The 20804-nt window shown below is 60.4% G+C and carries 18 protein-coding genes; 8 read left to right on the top strand and 10 right to left on the bottom strand.

What is annotated here, in order from left to right; translation table 11 throughout:
* Positions 1–5 precede the first annotated feature (5 nt).
* The 3 genes from AOA59_RS14910 (at position 6) to AOA59_RS14900 (ending at position 3818) form a co-directional block, all read left to right on the top strand.
* The gene (locus tag AOA59_RS14910; protein WP_371919075.1) at positions 6–887 is read left to right on the top strand and encodes an endonuclease/exonuclease/phosphatase family protein; all 882 of its coding nucleotides are present in this window, start codon (positions 6–8) and stop codon (positions 885–887) included.
* Positions 884–2953 carry a GGDEF domain-containing protein gene (locus AOA59_RS14905; RefSeq protein WP_099488094.1) on the top strand — a complete coding sequence of 690 codons (2070 nt, stop codon included), beginning with the start codon at positions 884–886 and terminating at the stop codon, positions 2951–2953. Before AOA59_RS14910 ends, AOA59_RS14905 begins: the two co-directional genes overlap by 4 nt.
* Before the next feature lie 88 nt (positions 2954–3041).
* Positions 3042–3818, top strand: a complete 777-nt coding sequence (locus AOA59_RS14900) for an N-acetylmuramoyl-L-alanine amidase (RefSeq protein ID WP_099488092.1) — start codon at positions 3042–3044, stop codon at positions 3816–3818.
* A 122-nt stretch (positions 3819–3940) separates the two neighbouring features.
* Here AOA59_RS14900 and AOA59_RS14895 read toward each other — a convergent pair whose 3' ends face one another.
* Complete coding sequence (locus AOA59_RS14895; protein WP_099488090.1) at positions 3941–5728, bottom strand: KinB sensor domain-containing domain; 1788 nt, start codon at positions 5726–5728, stop codon at positions 3941–3943.
* 10 nt (positions 5729–5738) lie between these two features.
* Complete coding sequence (gene algB, locus AOA59_RS14890; protein ID WP_056861018.1) at positions 5739–7085, bottom strand: sigma-54-dependent response regulator transcription factor AlgB; 1347 nt, start codon at positions 7083–7085, stop codon at positions 5739–5741.
* A gap of 378 nt (positions 7086–7463) precedes the next feature.
* Between algB and AOA59_RS14885 the strand changes: the two genes are divergently transcribed.
* The 5 genes from AOA59_RS14885 (at position 7464) to AOA59_RS14865 (ending at position 11856) form a co-directional block, all read left to right on the top strand.
* Positions 7464–7754, top strand: a complete 291-nt coding sequence (locus tag AOA59_RS14885; RefSeq protein WP_065931954.1) for a hypothetical protein — start codon at positions 7464–7466, stop codon at positions 7752–7754.
* A gap of 78 nt (positions 7755–7832) precedes the next feature.
* On the top strand, positions 7833–7997 hold the full coding sequence (locus AOA59_RS14880) for a DUF1328 domain-containing protein (RefSeq protein ID WP_003170804.1): 165 nt from the start codon (positions 7833–7835) through the stop codon (positions 7995–7997).
* A 2-nt stretch (positions 7998–7999) separates the two neighbouring features.
* The gene (locus AOA59_RS14875) at positions 8000–8467 is read left to right on the top strand and encodes an inhibitor of vertebrate lysozyme family protein (RefSeq protein WP_065931953.1); all 468 of its coding nucleotides are present in this window, start codon (positions 8000–8002) and stop codon (positions 8465–8467) included.
* 729 nt (positions 8468–9196) lie between these two features.
* Positions 9197–10528, top strand: a complete 1332-nt coding sequence (gene gltP, locus AOA59_RS14870; RefSeq protein ID WP_065931952.1) for a glutamate/aspartate:proton symporter GltP — start codon at positions 9197–9199, stop codon at positions 10526–10528.
* A gap of 98 nt (positions 10529–10626) precedes the next feature.
* The gene (locus AOA59_RS14865; protein WP_065931951.1) at positions 10627–11856 is read left to right on the top strand and encodes a nucleoside recognition domain-containing protein; all 1230 of its coding nucleotides are present in this window, start codon (positions 10627–10629) and stop codon (positions 11854–11856) included.
* 92 nt (positions 11857–11948) lie between these two features.
* Here the strand turns inward: AOA59_RS14865 and AOA59_RS14860 are convergent, their stop codons facing one another.
* The 8 genes from AOA59_RS14860 to AOA59_RS14825 all read right to left on the bottom strand — a co-directional run bounded on the left by AOA59_RS14860 (position 11949) and on the right by AOA59_RS14825 (position 20758).
* Positions 11949–12560, bottom strand: a complete 612-nt coding sequence (locus tag AOA59_RS14860; RefSeq protein WP_069785821.1) for an ABC-type transport auxiliary lipoprotein family protein — start codon at positions 12558–12560, stop codon at positions 11949–11951.
* Positions 12557–13495, bottom strand: coding sequence for an MlaD family protein (locus AOA59_RS14855; RefSeq protein WP_056861024.1), 939 nt, complete (start codon positions 13493–13495; stop codon positions 12557–12559). Before AOA59_RS14855 ends, AOA59_RS14860 begins: the two co-directional genes overlap by 4 nt.
* Before the next feature lies 1 nt (position 13496).
* Positions 13497–14300 carry an ABC transporter ATP-binding protein gene (locus AOA59_RS14850; protein ID WP_065931949.1) on the bottom strand — a complete coding sequence of 268 codons (804 nt, stop codon included), beginning with the start codon at positions 14298–14300 and terminating at the stop codon, positions 13497–13499.
* On the bottom strand, positions 14297–15445 hold the full coding sequence (locus tag AOA59_RS14845; protein ID WP_065931948.1) for an ABC transporter permease: 1149 nt from the start codon (positions 15443–15445) through the stop codon (positions 14297–14299). The genes AOA59_RS14850 and AOA59_RS14845 overlap by 4 nt, the downstream gene beginning before the upstream one ends.
* Positions 15446–15499: 54 nt before the next feature.
* Positions 15500–16531 (bottom strand): DUF5924 family protein, encoded by a 1032-nt coding sequence (locus AOA59_RS14840; RefSeq protein WP_099488088.1) that lies wholly within the window; start codon positions 16529–16531, stop codon positions 15500–15502.
* A gap of 70 nt (positions 16532–16601) precedes the next feature.
* Entirely contained in the window at positions 16602–17984 is a 1383-nt protein-coding gene (locus tag AOA59_RS14835; RefSeq protein ID WP_099488086.1) for a pitrilysin family protein, read from the bottom strand.
* A 58-nt stretch (positions 17985–18042) separates the two neighbouring features.
* On the bottom strand, positions 18043–19701 hold the full coding sequence (locus AOA59_RS14830; protein ID WP_065931945.1) for a Na/Pi cotransporter family protein: 1659 nt from the start codon (positions 19699–19701) through the stop codon (positions 18043–18045).
* 289 nt (positions 19702–19990) lie between these two features.
* Positions 19991–20758, bottom strand: coding sequence for a TerC family protein (locus AOA59_RS14825; RefSeq protein WP_017139071.1), 768 nt, complete (start codon positions 20756–20758; stop codon positions 19991–19993).
* Positions 20759–20804 lie beyond the last annotated feature (46 nt).

The following is a 20804-nucleotide window of genomic DNA, read 5'->3' as shown; positions in this document are numbered from 1 at the left end:
GGGCCATCATGCGCGGCTGGGGTACTGAACGTAGCGTTGGCCTGCATGAAGCGCGGGTCAACGAACACCACCTGGAGTCCACGGGCTTGCCGGCAGACAGCCGTCTGCGGCTGCTCAGCTTCAATATCCAGGTGGGCAACAGTACCGAGAAGTATCGGCACTACCTTACCCGTGGCTGGCAGCATCTGCTGCCGCACAAAGGGCGTACCGGCAATCTGCAGAAAATCGGCGACCTGCTCAACGACTTCGATCTGGTCGCCTTGCAGGAAGCCGACGGCGGCAGCATGCGCTCCGGTTATGTCAATCAGGTGGAGCATCTCGCCCATCTCGGTGCTTTCCCTTATTGGTATCAGCAACTCAACCGCAACCTCGGGCGCCTGGCGCAGCACAGCAATGGCGTGCTCAGCCGCCTGAAGCCGACTGCCATCGAAGATCACCCGTTGCCCGGCCCAAAAGGGCGTGGCGCGATTCTTGTGCGTTTCGGCGAAGGCCCGGAAGCCTTGGTGGTGGTGATGATGCACCTGGCGCTTGGAGCGCGTACACGCAACCTCCAGTTGGCCTATGTGCGTGATCTGATCGGCAACTACAAACACCAGGTGCTGATGGGTGACATGAACACCCATGCCACCGACCTGTTGCAGAATTCGCCGTTGCGCGACCTCGGGTTACTGGCGCCCCAAGTCGAAGCCACGTTCCCCAGCTGGCGCCCGCAACGTTGTCTCGACCATATCCTGCTTAGCCCGAGCCTCACACTGGAAAGTGTGCAGGTGCTGGCGCAGCCCATTTCCGATCACCTGCCGGTCGCGGTAGAGATTCGTCTGCCGGGTTCGCTCACGGCTGATGCATTGCCCGCGTTGAGCCCAGGCCCTCGCGGACCCCTTGCATGAGCGACGACGCCCAGCGCTGGAAAGAGAAATACCTTAAAAGCGTTGAGCAGCAAGACAAGCTCGAACGCCGCTGGGCCGCACGCCTCGACCTGCTGCGCCGAGGTCTGGTGCGCAGCACGCTGGCGGCAGAAGGCACTGACCGTGCGGTTGACCAATGCATGAAGGAGATGCGCGATGTGGTGCGCACCGACGACATGGACGCCGCCCTCGCCGCCTTGCTGCCACGCCTGGAAAAGGCCGTGCTCGACTCGGAGCAGCGCCGCGAAACCCGGGTCGACCAGATCAGTACCGCGCTGACTGCCCTGGTCGCGCAGTTGCAGAAGCTGCCCCTGCCGCGTGAAGTCGCCCGCCCGCTGAAAACTTTCGCCAAGCAGCTTGATGGCCGAGTCGGCCAGGCGCGTGAGATCCCGCTGCTGCTCAGCGAATTGAGCAGCCTGCAAGGGCAGGCGTTGAATAACCTGGAGCCGGAAGGCGAAGCCGCGCGCCCTGGGCCTGGCTTGCTGCAACGCCTGTTTGGTGCAAAGGATGTGTCGAATGAGGCGCCGGTGGTTGAATCTGCCCCGCTCTATGCACCGCAACCGTCGGCGCCGAAACCTGACGCTGCCAAAGCCGCGCCCGAGGCTCTGGAGCCCGCGCAATCCGAAGAGCTGACCCAAGCCTTGCGCGCCTTCGCGCCATTGACGGTAACGCCGGCCGCCGCGCAGCCTGAACCGGCTGAGCCGGTCAAAGTGGCTGAAGTCGCTGGCGAAACCTTTGTCTTCGAGGCTCCGGCGCTGGAGCAAGTCCCCGTCGCGCCTGTTGAAGTCTCTGAGCCAGAGGTGCCCGAGCCTGCGGTAGAGGAAGCCGCGCCCGAAAGCGCCCTTGCTGCATTTATCGAAGAACCGCAGGTTGAGGTCGACACGCCAGATCAAACGGTCATCGGCAGCCTATCGCTTCCGCCCGTGCTGGAAACCTGCGAGCCCGACCCCGATGCGCTGCAACCGGACGGCACCTATGCCCTGCCCGACTCCCCCGAGCCGTCCTACAGCTCGGTCGCCAAGCATATCGAAGACACCTTGCTCGGCTTGCTGGAGGATCTGTCCTTACCCGAGCGCCACCGGCCCCAGGCCGAAGCCATGCGCGAGCGCTTGGCCCACGGCTTGAACTGGTACGAATTGCTGCCGATCCTCGATGACCTGGCGGTGCTGATGCTGGCGATCACCGACAGCGGCCAGCATGAGTTCGAGGCCTACCTCAAGCAGCTCAATGAACGCCTTGAAGCTTTTCAGGGCCACTTGCAGGTGGCCAGCGAGGGGCACGCCGACAGTCGCTCGGCCGCGCGGGAGCTGGATACGCAAATCCGTGAACAGGTCGACGGCCTGCAAAGCAGCGTGCAGGAAGCCGCTGACCTGGACAGCCTCAAGCATGTACTGGAAAGCCACCTTGAAGGCCTGCTCGGCACCATGGACGAACACCAGCAGCAGCGTGACCAGCGCGAGCAGGAAGTCGCGGCGCGGCTCAAAAGCCTGGCCGAGCGGGTGGCGAACATGGAGCAGGAAGCCCAAGGTTATCGCGAGCATTTGGAAGTGCAGCGCCAGAAAGCCTTGATCGACCCGCTCACCGGCCTGCCCAACCGTGCGGCCTGGAGCGAGCGCCTGGACCATGAAGTGAATAGCTGGCATCAGCGCGGCAACAGCCTGTCACTGGCCATGCTCGACCTCGACCACTTCAAGCGCATCAACGATGGCTACGGCCACTTGGCGGGCGACAAGGTGCTGAAGATCATCGCCAATGTGTTGCGCAAGCGCCTGCGCCCCGACGATTTTATCGCGCGATTTGGGGGTGAAGAGTTTGTATTGTTGATGCCGGATTCAGCCCTGGCAGATGCTTTGGACGTGGGTGAGGTGCTGCGTTCAGCCATCGAAGCATGCCCGTTCCACTTCAAAGGGGAGCCGGTGACCATCACGGTGTCCATGGGCGTGGCGCAGTTTCAGCCGGGCGAACGCAGTGACCTGGCGCTCAAGCGTGCCGATGAGGCGTTGTACCGGGCCAAGGCAGCTGGGCGCAACCGGGTGCAGGCGGCGTAAAAGATGTTCCATTTTGTGATTTGACCATCGAGCCCCGAACCATCCGTTACACTGTTGCATTATCGTCTTCTGCGTACTGTCTTCTGCCATGAAATCTTTTTGCATCGCCTTCGTGTTTCTCCTGCTCGCCGGCTGCGCCAGCGGCCCGCGGCTGAACACCAGCCATCCTTCGTCGAACCACGACAACCGGGTGCAGTTCGTGATTGTCCATTACACCTCGGCCAGCCTTGAGCGCTCTCTGGCGCTGCTCACGCACGGCCAGGTCAGCAGCCATTACCTTATCGGCGACGACGCCTCAGGCACTATCTACAAGCTGGTGGACGAGAGCCAGCGCGCCTGGCACGCCGGTGAAAGCGAGTGGGCGGGCCGCACCTGGCTCAACTCCAGCTCCATTGGCATCGAGATCGTGAACCCAGGTTATACAGACTCGCCAACCGGCCGCCTGTGGTACCCGTACTCAGAGGCCCAGGTGCAGTCGTTGGTGGTGTTGCTCAAGGACATCAGCAAGCGCAACGGCATTGACCCCAAGAACATCATCGGCCACAGCGACATTGCGCCATTGCGCAAGCTCGACCCGGGCCCGTTGTTCCCGTGGAAGCGCCTGGCGGCTGAAGGTTTGGGCGTGTGGCCGGATGCACAGGCGGTGGCTCGGCTCCAGCAGCAATATGCCGTCAGCCTGCCGAGTATCACGTGGTTCCAGGAAGAACTGGCGCGCCTGGGCTACCAGACGCCGCAGACAGGTGAGCTGGATGTGGCCACACGACATGTGATCGCGGCGTTCCAGATGCACTTTCGGCCATCACGGTTTGACGGCACGCCGGATGCTGAAAGTGCGGCGATCCTGAGCGCATTGAACCGCCGCTAGGTGTAACACTATTCGAATGTGGGAGCGGGCTTGCTCGCGAAAGCGGTGGATCAGTCGCTATATATGCTGACTGACAGACCGCATTCGCGAGCAAGCCCGCTCCCACATTTTTTGTAGCCAGGCTACAACGGCAACGCCATATAAAACTGCGTACCCTGCCCCGGCCGCGAATACACGCCCATCCGGCCGCCGTGCAGTTGTACGATCTCCTTGCACAACGCCAGCCCGAGGCCGGCGCCACCTTTCTTGCGGCCTACCTGTACGAAGGGTTCAAAGATGCGCCCCTGTTGGCCATAAGCAATACCCTCGCCGTTATCTTCGACGCTGATAATTACTCGTTCGCCGTGGCGGCGCGCCTGCAAGCGAATCTGGCCACCATTGGCGGTATGTCGCAAAGCGTTGCCTAGAAGGTTATCGAGTACACGTTCGAGCTGAACCTGGTCGGCATACAGCCTGGGCAACTCGGATTGGGCTTCTACCAGCAGTTCGATGTCCTGTGCGTTCGCCAGCTCCGTGAACCGGCCTCGCGCGTTCTCCAGCAGATCGGTGACATCGCACGGCCCGAGAGTGAGTTTTTGCAGGCCGTTCTGGTAGCGCGAGAAGTTGAGCAAATCGTTGATCAACTGCATCAGGCGCTGCATTTCTTCATTGACCGTATCCAGCAGGTCCGCTTCACGGGACTCGGCGGGAAACTTCGCCCGTTCGCGGAACAGCCCGAAGGCCATGTGCATGCCCGTCACCGGCGTACGCAACTCGTGGGAGGCGCGCAGGACGAACTCACTGCGCACCCGTTCGAACGCGCGTTGTTCGGTGACGTCATGCAGCACCATCACTGCGCCCAGAATATGCCCTTGGGTATGGCTGACCGGCGTCAGGCTGTAGGTCAGCAGGCGCAGTTCGCCTTCGACTTCCACTTCCAGATCGTCCGGCGCGCGCTCCAGGTTGCCGCCGCGCAGCACCAGTTGCAGTTGCTCATCCATTTCAGGGCGACACAAGGCTTCACCCAAGCCCTGGCCGAGGCGCTCTACGTCCCAGCCCAACTGGCGCTGTGCCACAGGGTTAAGGTGCTCCAGACGGCCTTGGCGGTCAATCATCAGCAAGCCGTCGTCGATGCTGTCGAGCACCGCTTGCAGGCGTTGCTGACCGGCCAGCAACTCATCGATATTGGTTGCCTGATGTTGGCGCAGTGCTTCGGCCATGATGCCGAAGCGGCGGGTCAGTTGATTCATTTCTGCCGCCGATGAGATCGGCAGCGTCACTTCGAAATCGCCTTGCCCGATCTTGTCGGCGGCCTTGGCCAAGGCTTCAATCGGCCCGCCAAAGCGCCGGGCGATGCCATGGGCGGTAACAAAGCCGATGATCAACACCGCCAGGCCGACCAGCCCCAGCAGGCCGGCGATCAACAAGGCGCGGTTGCGCGACTTGTGTTCGCTGTCGTTGATATTTTCCAAGGCTTGTTTGTGCTCGGCGATCAAACCATTGCGCAATGTATTGAAGGTTTCGGTGAGCTTTTCGTTTTTACTGTTGGCCAGTGAGCTTCGCTGAGCCTCGTCAAACGCCTTGAGAAAATTCAGGTAGTCGATGCGAGCCTGGCTGAAGCCACTGGTTCTGCCGTCCTGCTGTTCATGGGCGATGCCTTGGTCCAGCAGGGCAAAATAGTTTTGCTTGGACGTCTGCAGGGCAGCGGGGTCGGGCTGCTCCTCCAGCATCAGGATCAATTGGTCGCCCAAGGTCTGACGCAGCTTGAGGCCCAAGTCCAGGGTGATGAAGTTGCTGCGGATCGCCGACTCCTGGCTCTTGGCCATTTGCATGACGCTGACCAGTCCCAGGACCAGTCCCAACAGGGCGACGGTGATCAGCGCTGAGATACTCAGGAACAACCGAGTGCGCAGTTTCATCGCAAGCTTCATAAGGTACAGCTCACAGGTTGTACTGTTTACGTTTGCGGTACAGGGTCGACGCGTCGATACCCAGCGTGCGGGCCGCTTGATCCAAGGTGTCGCTGGTAGCGAGTACGGCGCCGATATGGGCTTTCTCCAGCTCGTCCAGGCTCAGCGCTGCGCCGATACGCGGGGCATTGTTGGTCGGCTGTTCGGCCATGCCGAGGTGGCTGATTTCAACCTTTTCCTGTGGGCAAATAATGCTGGCCCGCTCCACCACGTTACGCAGTTCGCGGATATTGCCCGGCCAGCGGTAGTTAAGCAGCGCCTCACGGGCGGCATCGCTGAAACCGCGCGCAGGCCGGGCGTATTCCTTGACGAAGCGCGCCAGGAAACGGTCGGCCAGGGTCAGGATGTCTTCACTGCGCTCACGCAGCGGCGGCAGGTGCAAGGTGATGACGTTGAGGCGATAGAGCAAGTCTTCCCGGAAACGGCCGTCGCGCACCATGTCTTCCAGGTTCAGGTTGGTGGCCGCCAGGATGCGCACGTCGGCACGTCGAGTGACCGGGTCGCCTACGCGTTCATACTCTTTGTCTTGAATGAATCGCAGCAGTTTTGGCTGCAAAGTCAGGGGGAAGTCGCCGATCTCGTCGAGAAACAGCGTGCCGCCGTCGGCCTGGTTAACCCGGCCCAGTGTGCTCTCGCTGGCCCCGGTAAAGGCGCCGCGACTGTGGCCGAACAATTCGCTTTCCATCAGTTCCGCCGTCAGTGACGGGCAGTTAATGGTCACGCAGGATTTTTTCGAGCGCTTGCTCCACCCGTGTATGGCCCGGGCCAGCTCGCCTTTACCGGTGCCGGACTCACCGAGAATCAAAATGTTGGCATCGGTGCCTGCCACTTGGCGCGCAGTTTCCAGTACCACCATCATCGCCGGGCTGTGGGAGTCGAGGCCGTCCTTGGGTTGGCGCACTGCGCCTTCAAGCGCTTCCAGGCGTGCCGAGAGCTGGCGCACTTCCAACTGCTTGGCGGTGGCCAGGCGCAGTTGGTCGGGGCTGCACGGCTTGACCAGGTAGTCGGCGGCGCCGGCCTGGATCGCGTCAACGGCGGTGTCCACGGCCGAATGCGCGGTCACAATCACCACGCGCATCCATGGCGCCTGGATGCGCATCTGGGCCAACACATCCAGGCCGTTGTCTTCACCCAGGCGCAGGTCCAGGAAGCACAGGTCGAAGACCTGACGCTGCATCAGGGCATCGGCTTGGGCGGCGCTGTTGGCAGTGGCTACGGTGTAGCCTTCATCTTCCAGGCAGTAACGGAAGGTGCGAAGGATTGCGGATTCGTCATCCACTAAAAGAATGCGGCCTTGAAGTTCCTTGGCTGATTCCATCTGTCCCGCGCTCCTTAACTATAAATGATGGTGTTTAGTCCCGGATTAATCGGGCAAGTTGCATGGTTTATTCTGATTCATAAAAGGCATCTTCGCGCAGGTATCTTCACGTTCTCCTACAAAGACGCCGATTGATGGCGTTTTCATGCCTTCCTGCCACTTCGGCAACGCCTCCTGCACTTTCGATCCGTTGACCCGACCACTGACCATCGTGCATTTCGCACGGCCTGCAAAGCGGCATCGTGCAGGATGCTGTTCGCAACAGCCATGGCGTATTCATAACATGCTGATTTTATTGGGTTTTATTTTGTAAAAAAACTGGCATGCACTCTGCAATAGCTCTCCCAACGAATAATCAGAATGCGGGAGAAATGCAGCATGACTCGCCAAAGCCTCAGCCAATTACGTGTCTCGCCACTGCGCATGCAGCAAGGTCTGTTTGCCAGCCTGGCTTTGATGGTCACGTTGATTGCCGGCCAGCAAATGCAGCATTGGCAGCAAAGTCAGCAGCAAACCCCGCAATTCGAACGTCCGTCGATGACCCAAACCCATTTCCGTTCCGTTGGCAGTGCCGGCGCTACTACCGATGTAACCGCCCCGCAATTGAGAGTGGCAGACCAGGGTTCAACCCTGGGTGAATTGCCAGCCCAAGAGCGTTGGGTGTTCTAAGCAAGAAAAGGTCGCTTGTGTTGAGCGGCTGCACGGCACTACCGCTGTTACCTCTAAAAAAGCGTAAGGAGAATCACCATGTTGAGTTGGGCAATCACATTTCTGATCATCGCCATTGTGGCTGCAGTCCTGGGCTTCGGTGGTATCGCGGGCACCGCCACGGGTATCGCAAAAATTCTGTTTGTGGTTTTCCTGGTGATGTTCATCGCTTCGTTCTTCTTTGGTCGTCGCGGCCGAGGCTGAATATGACCCATTTGTCCTTTAAAGCCATGGCTGCCGCCCTGCTCTTGGGCGGTAGCGGTTTGGTAATGGCTGCCAATGACGGCCAATCCCGAGCCAACGAATTGCTCAGTGCGGACAAGCAGTACCGCGAAACCTGGCAAAGCGTGGTGAAGAAAGAACAGCGCCTGCCGGAATGGGTGATGAACCTGTCCGGTACGGCCGAACAAATGAACGCTGTAGAAGAGGATGGCGAAAAGTACTTGGTGGGGCCGCTCTGTGAAACTGCAGATACGTGCCTGAACAAGCGCCTGATCGTTGCCTTCAGCTACGACAAGGAAGATGCCTATGCCATGTTGGTGGAAGTCCCGGCCGGTTTACCGGCAGACAAGTCCCCGACACGGCACGCCGATTACCGTTTTATCGGTAAGCCGAACGAAGGCATGCAGAAGTTGCTGATGGAGCAACTGAAGAAAGATCCGAATTGGTACTAGGTTCCGTCTGACGCGTCTGTCGTCTGCGGAGCCGGCGTCCATAGAAAGAAGCCCTTTGCTTCTTTCTGTCTGCATCACCCACCAAGGGTGATGCATGACCAGGGGGCCGGGTTGCTCTGATCAACCGAGATCGGCGTGAACTACGGGTACAGGGAGTGCCTGCGCAAGGGCCGGGTCAGGTGAAAAGCTGCGACGCAAGTTCACAAGCCCTCACGCTTGCTGAACTTGCGACGGGCTTGTCACTCTCATGCTCCGCTTCTTATACGGCTCATAGCCGACAATTTCTCTTTTGCGCGCGCCTAACCATTACTTGGTGTTTCGTGGCGACCATCTATCGAGAAAATTTTGGCTGCGCCATAAGACATTTCTGACGCCAGGTCAGTGAATTCCCAGGCATTTTCGCCAACCTATATAAGTCGTCCAACATCTCTGAGCGAGCCGGTATTGGCTGGTTAACGGCATATTCACGGGATTTAATGGCGGATTTGAACTGACCGTTCGGACAGTCAATTTCAAAAAAAGTCATGCCGATTCGGCATAGGGTAGGCGTTTACGGCATTAGACGTCGAACCCTTGCATGGGAATAGTTGCGCCTTTTTTCGCCTGCCAGTAAGCCATTTCGGCCATGCTGCGGTGACCTTCCATGGAGGCAAATGCGCACACTTTTTCGCTTGCGAGCGTTGCGAGTGGCGCATTTGCCTTAAGTCCACTTGAAGTAAGGGTAATGACATGAAGAAGGCAAAGCTAAGCCTCGCCTGGCAGATCCTCATCGGTTTGGTACTGGGGATCGCAATCGGTGCAGTGCTCAACCATTTCAGTGCTGAAAAAGCCTGGTGGATCAGCAATGTGTTGCAGCCGGCGGGCGATATCTTTATCCGCCTGATCAAGATGATCGTGATCCCGATTGTGATTTCCTCGCTGATTGTCGGCATCGCCGGCGTAGGTGATGCGAAGAAGCTGGGGCGGATCGGCGTCAAAACCATTCTTTACTTCGAAGTGGTCACCACCATCGCCATTGTGGTCGGCCTGCTGTTAGCCAACGTGTTCCACCCGGGCGCCGGCATCGACATGAGTACCCTGGGTACCGTCGACATTTCCAAATACACCGCCACCGCCGCCGAAGTGCAGCATGAGCATGCGTTCATCGAAACCATCCTCAACCTGATCCCGTCGAACATTTTCGCCGCCGTTGCCCGTGGCGACATGCTGCCGATCATCTTCTTCTCGGTGCTGTTCGGCCTGGGTTTGTCGAGCCTCAAGCCTGAGCTGCGCGAGCCGCTGGTGACGATGTTCCAGGGCGTGTCCGAGAGCATGTTCAAAGTGACCCACATGATCATGAAGTACGCCCCAATCGGTGTATTTGCCTTGATCGCGGTAACCGTCGCCAACTTCGGCTTCGCCTCCTTGCTGCCGCTGGCCAAGCTGGTGATCCTGGTTTACGTCGCCATCCTGTTCTTCGCCTTTGCGGTACTGGGCCTGATCGCCCGCCTGTTCGGGTTCTCGATTCTCAAGCTGATGCGCATCTTCAAGGATGAGCTGGTGCTGGCCTACTCCACCGCCAGTTCCGAAACCGTGCTGCCGCGTGTGATCGAGAAGATGGAAGCCTACGGCGCACCAAAAGCGATCTGCAGCTTCGTAGTGCCAACTGGCTACTCGTTCAACCTCGACGGTTCGACTCTGTACCAGAGCATCGCGGCCATTTTTATCGCCCAGCTGTATGGCATCGACCTGTCGATCGGCCAACAACTGATGCTGGTACTGACCCTGATGGTCACCTCCAAAGGTATTGCCGGCGTGCCGGGCGTGTCCTTCGTGGTGCTGCTGGCCACCCTGGGCAGCGTGGGCATTCCGCTGGAAGGCCTGGCCTTCATCGCCGGTGTCGACCGTGTGATGGACATGGCGCGTACCGCACTCAATGTGATCGGCAACGCCCTGGCCGTTCTGGTTATCTCTCGTTGGGAAGGCATGTACGACGATGCCAAAGGCGAGCGCTACTGGAACTCGCTGCCGCACTGGCGCAGCAAAGAAGCCGTGCCGACCGCACAAGCTACCCGCGGCTGATACCACCGCTGCTCTGAAACAGACCCCGGAAAATTCCGGGGTTTGTCGTTTCTGCCAGCCCCGCTATCATTCGCCCCATCTTTCGGGGGATTCAACTGATGCTCAATGGCCTGTGGCTTGGCTTCTTTGTCGTGGCAATGGTGTCAGCACTGGCGCAATGGCTGGTGGGCGGTAATGCCGGGATTTTTGCGGCGATGGTCGAAAGCATTTTCGCCATGGCCAAACTGTCTGTCGACGTGATGGTGCTGCTGTTCGGCACCCTGACCTTATGGCTGGGCTTTTTGCGCATCGCCGAAAAAGCCGGGATCGTCGACTGGCTGGCCAAGGCCCTAGGCCCGCTGTTTCGCCGTTTGATGCCGGAAGTGCCCGCCGGCCACCCCGCTATCGGCTTGATCACCCTCAACTTCGCCGCAAACGGCCTGGGCCTGGACAACGCCGCCACGCCGATTGGCCTGAAAGCCATGAAGGCGTTGCAGGAACTCAACCCCATCCCCAACACCGCGAGCAACGCGCAGATTCTGTTTCTGGTGCTTAACGCATCCTCGCTGACACTGTTGCCGGTGACGATCTTCATGTACCGCGCCCAGCAAGGCGCCGCCGACCCGACGCTGGTGTTCCTGCCGATCCTGCTGGCCACCAGTGCTTCCACGCTGGTGGGCCTGCTGTCGGTGGCGGTGATGCAGCGCCTGCGCTTGTGGGACCCGGTGGTGCTGGCCTATCTGATTCCCGGCGCGCTGGCACTGGGCGGCTTTATGGCGTTGCTGGCGACCTTGTCCGCCACGGCGCTGGCGGGCCTGTCGTCGATCCTCGGCAACCTGACGCTGTTTGGCTTGATCATGCTGTTTCTGGTGATCGGTGCGTTGCGCAAGGTGAAGGTGTACGAGGCCTTTGTCGAAGGCGCCAAAGAAGGTTTCGATGTTGCCAAGAACCTGCTGCCGTATTTGGTGGCGATGCTTTGCGCCGTGGGCGTATTGCGCGCTTCCGGGGCATTGGACTTCGGCCTGGAAGGCATTCGCCATGTGGTGGCCTGGACCGGCATGGACACACGCTTTGTCGACGCGTTGCCGACGGCGATGGTCAAGCCGTTTTCCGGCAGCGCAGCGCGGGCGCTGTTGATCGAGACCATGCAGGCCAAGGGCGTGGACAGCTTCCCGGCGTTGGTCGCGGCGACGATTCAGGGCAGTACCGAGACCACCTTTTATGTGTTGGCGGTGTACTTTGGTTCGGTGGGCATTCAGCGGGCGCGGCATGCGGTTGGGTGTGCGTTGCTGGCGGAGTTTGCCGGTGTCGTGGCGGCGATTGCGGTGTGCTACTGGTTCTTTGGTTAAGGTTTAGATCGCTATCGCAGGCAAGCCAGCTTCCACATTTGACGGTGTTCACAAATCAAAAGGTGGGAGCTGGCTTGCCTGCGAAGAGGCCCTCAGCGTTTCGCAGCAGCATTGCCCTGCTGCACCACCCAATCCACCACCTGCTTGTTCAACTGATCCCCCGCCTGCCCAAACGCCGCCACTACCGCTGGCACCTTTGTATCGCCGACCGGCTGCTTCACCTCAAACCGCCGACTGGCAATAATCCGCTGATCACTGCCACGCACCAACCGCGCATCCAGGCGGATCACCACCTCCACCGCGCTGCCGTGGTACTCACTCTGAAACGCCTGCAACTGCCCGCCCAGCTCGTAATCGGCCTGTAGATTGGTTTCGTCGGTACTCAGCAGCGTCACCCGCCCATCGCGCTGGAAACCGTCCATAAACCGATTGCGCAGCAACACCGGCGTCGGGTCGCTCCAGCGTGAGTTCGCGTAGCTGCTGATCAGGTCGCCGTTTGGCACTACGGCAATACGCGGGCTGTCGAGAAACTCGCTGCTCTGCGGCTTGGACACACGCAACGACCAGCTCACCGGCGTGCCTTGGGTGCTGGTGGGCGCCGACGCCAGGCGGTACACGTCAGACGGGTCCGGCTTGGGCAGGATCGAGCAAGCGCTGATCAGCACCAAGGCCAGCGGGGCGATTAGTTGGTAAGCACGCTTCATGGCGTGAACTCCTTGTTCTTGTCGCTGCCCAGCAGGTAACCGCTGGGGTTGGCTTCGAGGCGACGGGAGATGGCGCGCAGCGAACCCAGGGTTTCGCGCAACTCGCGCACGGCCGGTGCCAGTTCGTTGAGGCCCTGCATGCCGCTGTTCACCGAGTCTTTGTTGTTGGTCAGCAAGGTGTTGATGGTCGTGGTGCTTTGTTCCAGCGACTTCATGGCCTGCTCGGCACTGCCGAAGGCTTGCTTGCCCTGGTCGTTGAGCAAGCCGTTGGCATTGCGCATCAGCGTGGTGGTCTGTTCCAGCGCGGCGCTCGCCTGTTTGCTCACCTGCATCAACTGCTGCATCACCACCTTGATATCACCGCGCTGGTCGGCAATGGCGCCGGTGGTTTGTTGCAAGTTGTCCAGGGTGTTGCTCAGGCGCTCGACGTTCTCCCGTGAGAACATGTGGTTGGCGTTGTGCAGCAGCAGATTGATGCTGGTCATCAGGTCGTTGCTGTTATTGAGCAGACGCGCGATGGGTGACGGCGAGGCGATGATTTCCGGCAGGTTGCCGTCCTTGCCCTTGAGTTCCGGGCTTTGCGGCGTGCCGCCACTGAGCTGGATGATCGAGGTGCCGGTGATGCCGGTCAGTGCCAGTTTGGCCTGGGTGTCTTCCTTGATCGGCGTCTGCCCGGCCAGGCGAATGCGTGCGAGTACCCGGCGCGGGTCTTTCGGGTCCAGGCGCAGGCTGGTGACATCGCCCACCTTGATCCCGCTGTATTGCACCGAACTGCCTTGCGACAGGCCGCTGACGGCCTCGTTGAACACCACCTCGTAGTCCTGGAAGGCACTGTCGACGCTGGACTTGGCCAGCCACAGGCCGAACAGCATTGCGCCGACCACCACGATCACGCTGAACAAACCGATCATCACATGATGGGCTCGGGTTTCCATGTCATACCTCGTTAAGCGATTGAGCGGCATCCAATGCCGCGCGGCCACGGGGGCCGTGGAAATATTCGTGAATCCAGGCGTCGTCCGTTTCCGAGACAACATCAATGGCATCGGCCACCAGCACTTTCTTCTGCGCCAGCACCGCCACGCGGTCGGTGATGGTGTACAGCGTGTCGAGGTCGTGGGTGACCAGGAACACGCTCAGGCCCAGCGCATCGCGCAGGGTCAGGATCAGTTGGTCGAATTGCGCCGCGCCAATCGGGTCGAGGCCGGCGGTGGGTTCGTCCAGAAACAGAATGTCCGGGTCCAGTGCCAACGCCCGCGCCAAAGCGGCGCGCTTGATCATGCCGCCGGACAGTGACGCCGGGTATTTATCCGCCGCCGACAACGGCAGCCCCGCCAGGGCAAGCTTGACCGCCGCCAGGTGCTCGGCATCGCGACGGCTGAGGCCGGCGTGTTCGATCAACGGCAGGGCGACGTTTTCGGTGACCGTCAGCGAGGAAAACAGCGCGCCTTTCTGGAACAGCACGCCAAAGCGCCGTTCCACCAGCGAGCGTTCATGCTCGGGCAGGTTGGGCAGGTTCTTGCCGAAGACCCGCACCTCACCTTCGCTGGGCCGACGCAGGCCGACGATGCTGCGCAGCAGCACCGACTTGCCGCTGCCGGAGCCGCCGACCACCGCGAGGATCTCGCCTTTGTACAAATCCAGATCGAGGTGCTCGTGCACGCTCTGGCTGCCGAAGCGATTGCACAGGCCGCGCACTTCGATCACCGCCTCAGTGGGCGCACGGTGTAGACGACTCACCAGCCCATCTCCATAAAGAACATCGCGGCGACCGCATCCAGCACGATCACCACGAAAATAGACTGCACCACGCTGGAGGTGGTGTGGGCGCCGACCGACTCGGCGCTGCCGCTGACCTTGAAGCCTTCAAGGCAGCCAATCGCCGCGATCAGGAAGGCGAAAATCGGCGCTTTCACCATGCCCACCAAAAAGTGCTGCACGCCAATGTCCGATTGCAGCAGCGAGAGAAACATCGCCGGCGAAATATCCAGGGCCACGGCACACACCACCCCGCCGCCGACAATCCCCGAGAGCATCGCCAAAAATGTCAGCATCGGCAGCGACACCAGCAGCGCCATCACCCGTGGCAATACCAACAGTTCCATCGGGTCCAGGCCCAGGGTGCGGATCGCGTCGATTTCTTCGTTAGCCTTCATCGAGCCGATTTGCGCGGTAAAGGCACTCGCGGTGCGACCGGCGATCAGGATGGCGGTAAGCAATACGCCGAACTCACGCAGGAAGGAAAACGCCACCAGGTCCACGGTAAAAATCGTCGCGCCGAAGCTCTTGAGCACGGTGGCGCCGAGGAACGCCACCACGGCGCCCACCAGAAAGGTCAGCAACGCGACAATGGGCGCAGCGTCGAGGCCGGTTTGTTCGATATGCGCGACCATCGGCGTGATGCGCCAGCGCTTGGGACGGAACACGCCGCGGGCGAAGGTTTCGAGGATCAGGCCGATAAAGCCCAGCAGTTTCATGCCGTCCTGCCATACCGTGTCGACGGCCCGGCCGATACGTGCCAGCACTTGGATACCGGCGGCTTCTTCCGGCTCTTTGTCGGGTACGCAGAAATCGTTCAGAGAGCGGTAGACGGTTTTGAGCAGTGCCCGGTCGGCGGTAGATAAGCTGCAATCGGTCTGCTCGGCGGAACGCTCTATACGGTCCGGGCCCAGCAACTCGACCAGCAGCGAGGCACCCGCGGTATCCAGGGCGCCGAGGCCATTGAGGTCGATGCGTGCACCGGCGTCGTATTGGCCGTCGAGCTTGTCACTCAGTTTTTTAAGATTGGCGTAGTGGGCAAGCGTCCAGTCCCCCGTAATCCTGAGTAACGGGGGAACGCTGGAGGTGTCGAGGTGGGCTGCGCCGGCCGTGGTACGAGTGGTCATAAGCTCCGAGCTTGTTTGGCTATCCACAATCCGTACGTAATAGCACGATACGGCCTACTTTGGGTTGTCCGTTTGTGCTGGGTCAGTGACTTTGAAGCGCAGCACACCGATGACTTGCCCATCCTCCGTCAGCACCTGCACCTGCCAGCGGCCCACGGCGTCGGCCGGGAAGTTCTGCTTGCGGGTCCAGGCGCGATAGCCTTCCTTGCGCCCGCCATGGATATCCAGGGCGATACGGTCGACCTCCTGGCCGTTGTATTTCCACACATGGAAGATCCGCTCATCCAGCCCGCGTGGCGCGTTGATCGCGGTGTAGGCGTACAGCCCGCCGCTGCGCAGTTGGGCGGCGGTGACTTCCTTGAGGTCATCGCCTGGTGTGCGGTCTTGCAACTGGGTGCTGATCGCCACTTCGGTCATCCACAAGGTGGCCGGCGGCACCCAACTGCGCAGGAACCAGCCGGCGCAACCAATGGCGGCCGTCACCCCGAGCAGCATCACCCAGCCTTTGATGCTGCGCAGCGGCAGGCTCACGGCCAGGCTCGGGATCGACAATGCCATGGCCACGCCAAGCGCCAACTTGTAACTCTCGGCGGTGGTGAGGTGCAGGATGATCGGCAGTGCGGTGAGCAGTGCCGCGAACAAGGTCAGGGTGTGCAGCGCCAGGAACAGCGAGCGCTTGGGTGCCAGCCACTTGTAGTACAGCGGGTCAGTGATCGACACCAGCGCCGCCGCGCCGAGCAGGCCGGTGAACACCGACTGGCCGCTGTTCCAGGCAGTGGTGACGAAAAAGAACGGCAATACGAAGAACAGGCTTTCCTGATGGATCATCTGGGTCGCGTAGCGCAGCAGCGGCTCGGGGATTTCGCGCTTGAAGACTTTGGCGAACAGCTGCGTAAAGCTGTTTTCCAGCATCAACCACAGCCAGCTCACCAGCATGATCACCGCAATCCAACTGGCCATGCCCTGCTGGCGATCCACCAGGATGAAGCTGCACACACCCGAGATAAAACCGCCGAGTGCAATCACCCCTGGATAGCGCTTGATCAGTTCGATAATGCGCTGGATAAGGGGCGGTAGATTTGGCATTGGCGCTTCACAATTGGTGTAGGAAAAATCTCAGACAGAATAACGTCTTAGCCCTGTGTTCGGTGCGTCATTACGTGATCCGTTTGCGATAAAGACGCACGCCGATCAACACACTGGCGATCAGCGCGAGCAGGCCGGCCCCGATCCAGCTCAGGGCGTCATAGCTCAGCAGCGGTTTTTCGACGCGCCAGTAGCCCTTCTGGTTAAACACCTCGCGCATGGCCTGGTTGGTTTGCGCCAGGTTGACGGCCTTGATGCGCTTGGTCGGGTCGCTGATATGGCCATCGGCATAGTCGCCGGCAGCGCTCCAGTAATAGTCGGCCAGCGCGCTGTTGCCCTGCACTGCCCAGGCTTGGCGCGCAATAGCGGCTTGCTGCAAGCGGTTGAAGACCGCCGGGTCGAGGCCGTCCTTGAGCAGTTGCGCCGTGAGGTCCTGCAACACCTGTTCGGCTTCAGGAAGATTGTCGCGCTCAAGGTCGGCATTCAGGCTGAGGAAGCCGACGCCGCCGAGCACTTCGCGCTCACTCCATGGGCCGTAGGACAAACCGTGCTTGAGGCGCAGCTGACGGTACAGCGCCCAGTCGAGGTAGTCCTTGAGCAAATCGTAGGTTTCATCGTGTTGGTCGTCCAATACCGGTTCGGGGAACAGCCAGTGCAGTTTGGCGCTGTCACCGACCCAGCCGTGGATAAGGTCGCGATGGCTGGCGGCGGTGTGCTGGATGGCCGGCAGCGGTCGATGCTCGGTGGGGTCGACCGGATCAAGTTGACCGTACGTGCGTTCCAGGTACGCCGGCAGCAGTTTGTCGAGGTCGCCGACGATGATCAGCGTCATGTTGTTGGGCGCGTACCAATGTGCGCGCAGGTTTTGCAACTGATCGCGGGTCAGCTGGCTGACTTCGGCACGCTCGGCGCATTTGAGCCCCAGTTCGACGGCTAATTGGTTGCTGGCGGTGTGGCCCAGGTCCTGGCGGTCGAGCAAGCGTTGCAGGTGCGAGTAATGGCCGCCGTCTTCGCGCTCGACCACTTTTTTGGCCGCATTGATGTTCGCGTCGGTCAGTTCGGTGCGGGTGAGGATCGCCAGCAACAGGTCCAGCACCTTGCGCTGGTTCTGCGCGGGTGCCTCGATCACAAAGGTGGTGTCGGCATTGCTGGTGTAGGCGTTCCATTCGCCGCCGAGGGCTTGCATGCGGTCTTCAAGGTCGCCTTCACCACCGCCGTCGATGCCGCTGAACAGCAAGTGTTCGAGCAGGTGCGGCAGTTCTTTTTCGTCGCAGGGAAAGTCATCCAGGCCGACGCCCACCACCAGGCGGATCGCCACGTGCCCACGCTCGGTGCCCGGCTTGAGCAGCAATTGCAGGCCGTTGGGCAAGGTGTAGCCTTCGACTTGCATGCGGTCGAAGGCAAAGGTGTGTGCCGAGCCCATGAGCAGGCAGGCAAGTAACAGGCGACGCATAACAAGCTTCCTGGCGGGTGAGGTCCATTGTTAACTGACTTCACGGGCCATCGTACGTTCAGGGCGAATGAGTGATGTCGGCAATATCTTCGGCGGAGAGCGCGCCGGTGTCTGAGGTTTCCAACACCACATAAGCACTGCTGCAAAACAACGAGTTCAGGCGTTTCATGTCGGCAATCAGCTCCAGGTGCAGGGAACTGGTCTCCAGGCTCTGTACGATTTTGCGCTGCAAACGGCTGACGTGGGCGTGGGCCAGACGACGCTCCTGAGCGCGGAAACGGCGCTTTTCGCGCAGCAGTTGGCGGGCGCTTTCCGGGTCGGCACTGAGGAACACCGACAGGCCCAAACGCAGGTTGGCAATCAACTGGCTGTGCAAACCGGTGAGTTCTTCCAGGCCGACTTCGGAGAACTGCCGGCGCTGTGAGGTTTTCTGCTGCTGGACTTTGCGCAGCATGCGCTCGATCAGGTCGCCGGCCAGCTTGAGGTTGATCGACAGCTCGATGATCTCGGCCCAGCGGCGGCTGTCCTGTTCACTCAGGTCTTCGCGGGGCATTTGCGCCAGGTAAAGCTTGATCGCGCTGTAGAGGGCCTCGACGTCGTCGCTGAGGCTGCGCATTTCCTGGGTGATCGCGGTTTGCTTGCCGCGCAGCACTTCGAGCATGGCGGTGAGCATGTTGTCGATCAGGTCGCCCAGGCGCAGGGTTTCACGGGCCGCGTTGGCCAGCGCCAGGCTTGGAGTGGCAAGCGAGGCCAGGTCCAGATGACGGGGCCTGGCTTTGCCGTTGGTTTCCTGTTGCTCCGGCAGCAACCAGGCGCACAGGCGCGCCATTGGCCCGATGGTCGGCAGCAGGATCAGGCAGCGCGTGGTGTTGTAGAGCACATGGAAGGTGATGACCATGCCTTGGGCGCTGTAGTCCAAACCATCCATCCAGCGTACGAGCGGGTCGAGCACCGGAATAATCAGCAACAGGCCGATCAGTTTGTACAACAAGCTGCCCAGCGCGACCTGTCGGCCGGCGGCGTTCTGCATGTTGGTGCTGAGGAAGGCCAGCACGCCGCTGCCGATGTTGGCGCCGATCACCAGGCCGATGGCCACGTGCAGGCCGATCACACCGGCGCCGGCCAGGGTGGCGGTCAGCAGTACGGCGGCCAGGCTGGAGTAGGAAATCATCGCAAACAGAGCGCCGACCAAGGCATCCAGCAGAATATCGCCGGTCAGCGAGGCAAAGATAACTTTGACGCCTTGGGCATGTGTAATCGGCCCGGCGGCTTCGACGATCAGTTGCAGGGCCAGAATGATCAGGCCCAGGCCGATACCGACGCGGCCCATCTGCCCTGCCCGCGTTTGTTTGCGCGACAGGAAGAAAATCACCCCAAGAAAAATCAGCAGTGGCGACAGCCAGGACAGGTCGAAGGTCAGTACCCGCGCCATCAATGCCGTACCGACGTCGGCACCGAGCATGGTCGCCAGCGCCGGCGTAAGGCCCATCAAGCCCTGGCCGACAAACGACGTCACCAGCATCGCCGTGGCGTTGCTGCTCTGGACCATGGCCGTCACCAGGATACCGGCGATAAACGCCAGCCAGCGCTTGGACATGTTCTGCCCGATGACTTGGCGCAAGTTGGAACCGTAGACCCGCAAGATGCCGGTACGGACGATGTGCGTGCCCCAGATAAGCAGGGTCACGGCGGAAAGCAGATTGAGCAAGGTCAGCATGCTCGGCCCCCCGTGTGGGTGTGCTCCAGAAAGAGCAAATGAGAATTGCCGCGTGCCGTTCTACGTCTTGTACTTAAGCTGTAGTTGGCGAATGGGCTCTGCGCCAGCATCGCATAGCTAAAGTGGGGATTGAAACAAAACTGTCATGAAGATCGTTCCCACGCTCTGCGTGGGAATGCATCCCGCGACGCTCTGCGTCGCTTTGAGGGCGGACGCGGAGCGTCCTGAGGCGGCATTCCCACGCGGAGCGTGGGAACGATCAACAACGATCAACAGCAGCGGGTCAGGTTTATTGACCCGGAATGTCTTTGCGCAGTTTCACAGGATCCTGCTGTTTCTTCTTTTTCGCGATGGCGGTACGCATCTTGATGTTCACCGCTTCTACTGCCAGCGAGAACGCCATGGCGAAGTAGACGTAGCCTTTTGGCACATGCACGTCGAAGGATTCAGCGATCAGCACCGTACCCACCACCAGCAGGAACGACAGCGCCAGCATCTTCAGCGACGGGTGCTTGTCGATGAATTCACTGATGGTGCCCGCAGCCAGCATCATCACCAGTACGGCTACCACGATCGCAGCGACCATGACTGGCACATGGGAAACCATGCCGACCGCAGTGATCACCGAGTCCAGGGAGAACACGATGTCGATGATCGCGATCTGGATGATGGTGTAGATGAACTTGCCACCCTTGCCGCCCGGCTCGTCGTGGGTTTCGTCTTCACCTTCGAGTGCGTGGTACATCTCCTGGGAGCTTTTCCACAGCAGGAATAGGCCACCGAAGAACAGAATCAGGTCGCGACCGGAAATGCCCTGGCCGAAGACCACGAACAGGTCCGCAGTGAGTTGCATGACCCAGGTGATCGACAGCAGCAACAGGATTCGCGTGACCATGGCCAGGGCCAGGCCGAAGATCCGGGTGCGCGCCTGCATATGCTTGGGCATGCGGCTGACCAGGATCGAAATCATGATGATGTTATCGATACCCAGGACGATCTCGAGGGCCGTCAGGGTGAAGAAGGCAATCCAGATTTCCGGATTGGTCAGCCATTCCATGTGTATTCCTTTGAGCAAATGTGAAACCGCGCAAGCTGCAGCGCCG

The organism is Pseudomonas sp. 2822-15, from assembly GCF_002742515.1.
GTDB lineage: Bacteria > Pseudomonadota > Gammaproteobacteria > Pseudomonadales > Pseudomonadaceae > Aquipseudomonas > Aquipseudomonas salomonii.
Note: the sequence above shows the minus strand (reverse complement) of the source record. Positions and strands in the feature narration are given on the sequence as shown.

What these genes read in the sequence shown, in the direction of transcription:
- algB (WP_056861018.1), bottom strand. Translation starts at nt 7,085, where the DNA reads ATGGAATCAGCCAAGGAACTTCAAGGCCGCATTCTTTTAGTGGATGAC.
- AOA59_RS14825 (WP_017139071.1), bottom strand. Translation starts at nt 20,758, where the DNA reads ATGGAATGGCTGACCAATCCGGAAATCTGGATTGCCTTCTTCACCCTG.
- gltP (WP_065931952.1), top strand. Translation starts at nt 9,197, where the DNA reads ATGAAGAAGGCAAAGCTAAGCCTCGCCTGGCAGATCCTCATCGGTTTG.
- AOA59_RS14880 (WP_003170804.1), top strand. Translation starts at nt 7,833, where the DNA reads ATGTTGAGTTGGGCAATCACATTTCTGATCATCGCCATTGTGGCTGCA.
- AOA59_RS14835 (WP_099488086.1), bottom strand. Translation starts at nt 17,984, where the DNA reads ATGCGTCGCCTGTTACTTGCCTGCCTGCTCATGGGCTCGGCACACACC.
- AOA59_RS14895 (WP_099488090.1), bottom strand. Translation starts at nt 5,728, where the DNA reads ATGAAGCTTGCGATGAAACTGCGCACTCGGTTGTTCCTGAGTATCTCA.
- AOA59_RS14860 (WP_069785821.1), bottom strand. Translation starts at nt 12,560, where the DNA reads ATGAAGCGTGCTTACCAACTAATCGCCCCGCTGGCCTTGGTGCTGATC.
- AOA59_RS14900 (WP_099488092.1), top strand. Translation starts at nt 3,042, where the DNA reads ATGAAATCTTTTTGCATCGCCTTCGTGTTTCTCCTGCTCGCCGGCTGC.
- AOA59_RS14885 (WP_065931954.1), top strand. Translation starts at nt 7,464, where the DNA reads ATGACTCGCCAAAGCCTCAGCCAATTACGTGTCTCGCCACTGCGCATG.
- AOA59_RS14905 (WP_099488094.1), top strand. Translation starts at nt 884, where the DNA reads ATGAGCGACGACGCCCAGCGCTGGAAAGAGAAATACCTTAAAAGCGTT.
- AOA59_RS14845 (WP_065931948.1), bottom strand. Translation starts at nt 15,445, where the DNA reads ATGACCACTCGTACCACGGCCGGCGCAGCCCACCTCGACACCTCCAGC.
- AOA59_RS14875 (WP_065931953.1), top strand. Translation starts at nt 8,000, where the DNA reads ATGACCCATTTGTCCTTTAAAGCCATGGCTGCCGCCCTGCTCTTGGGC.
- AOA59_RS14865 (WP_065931951.1), top strand. Translation starts at nt 10,627, where the DNA reads ATGCTCAATGGCCTGTGGCTTGGCTTCTTTGTCGTGGCAATGGTGTCA.
- AOA59_RS14840 (WP_099488088.1), bottom strand. Translation starts at nt 16,531, where the DNA reads ATGCCAAATCTACCGCCCCTTATCCAGCGCATTATCGAACTGATCAAG.
- AOA59_RS14830 (WP_065931945.1), bottom strand. Translation starts at nt 19,701, where the DNA reads ATGCTGACCTTGCTCAATCTGCTTTCCGCCGTGACCCTGCTTATCTGG.
- AOA59_RS14855 (WP_056861024.1), bottom strand. Translation starts at nt 13,495, where the DNA reads ATGGAAACCCGAGCCCATCATGTGATGATCGGTTTGTTCAGCGTGATC.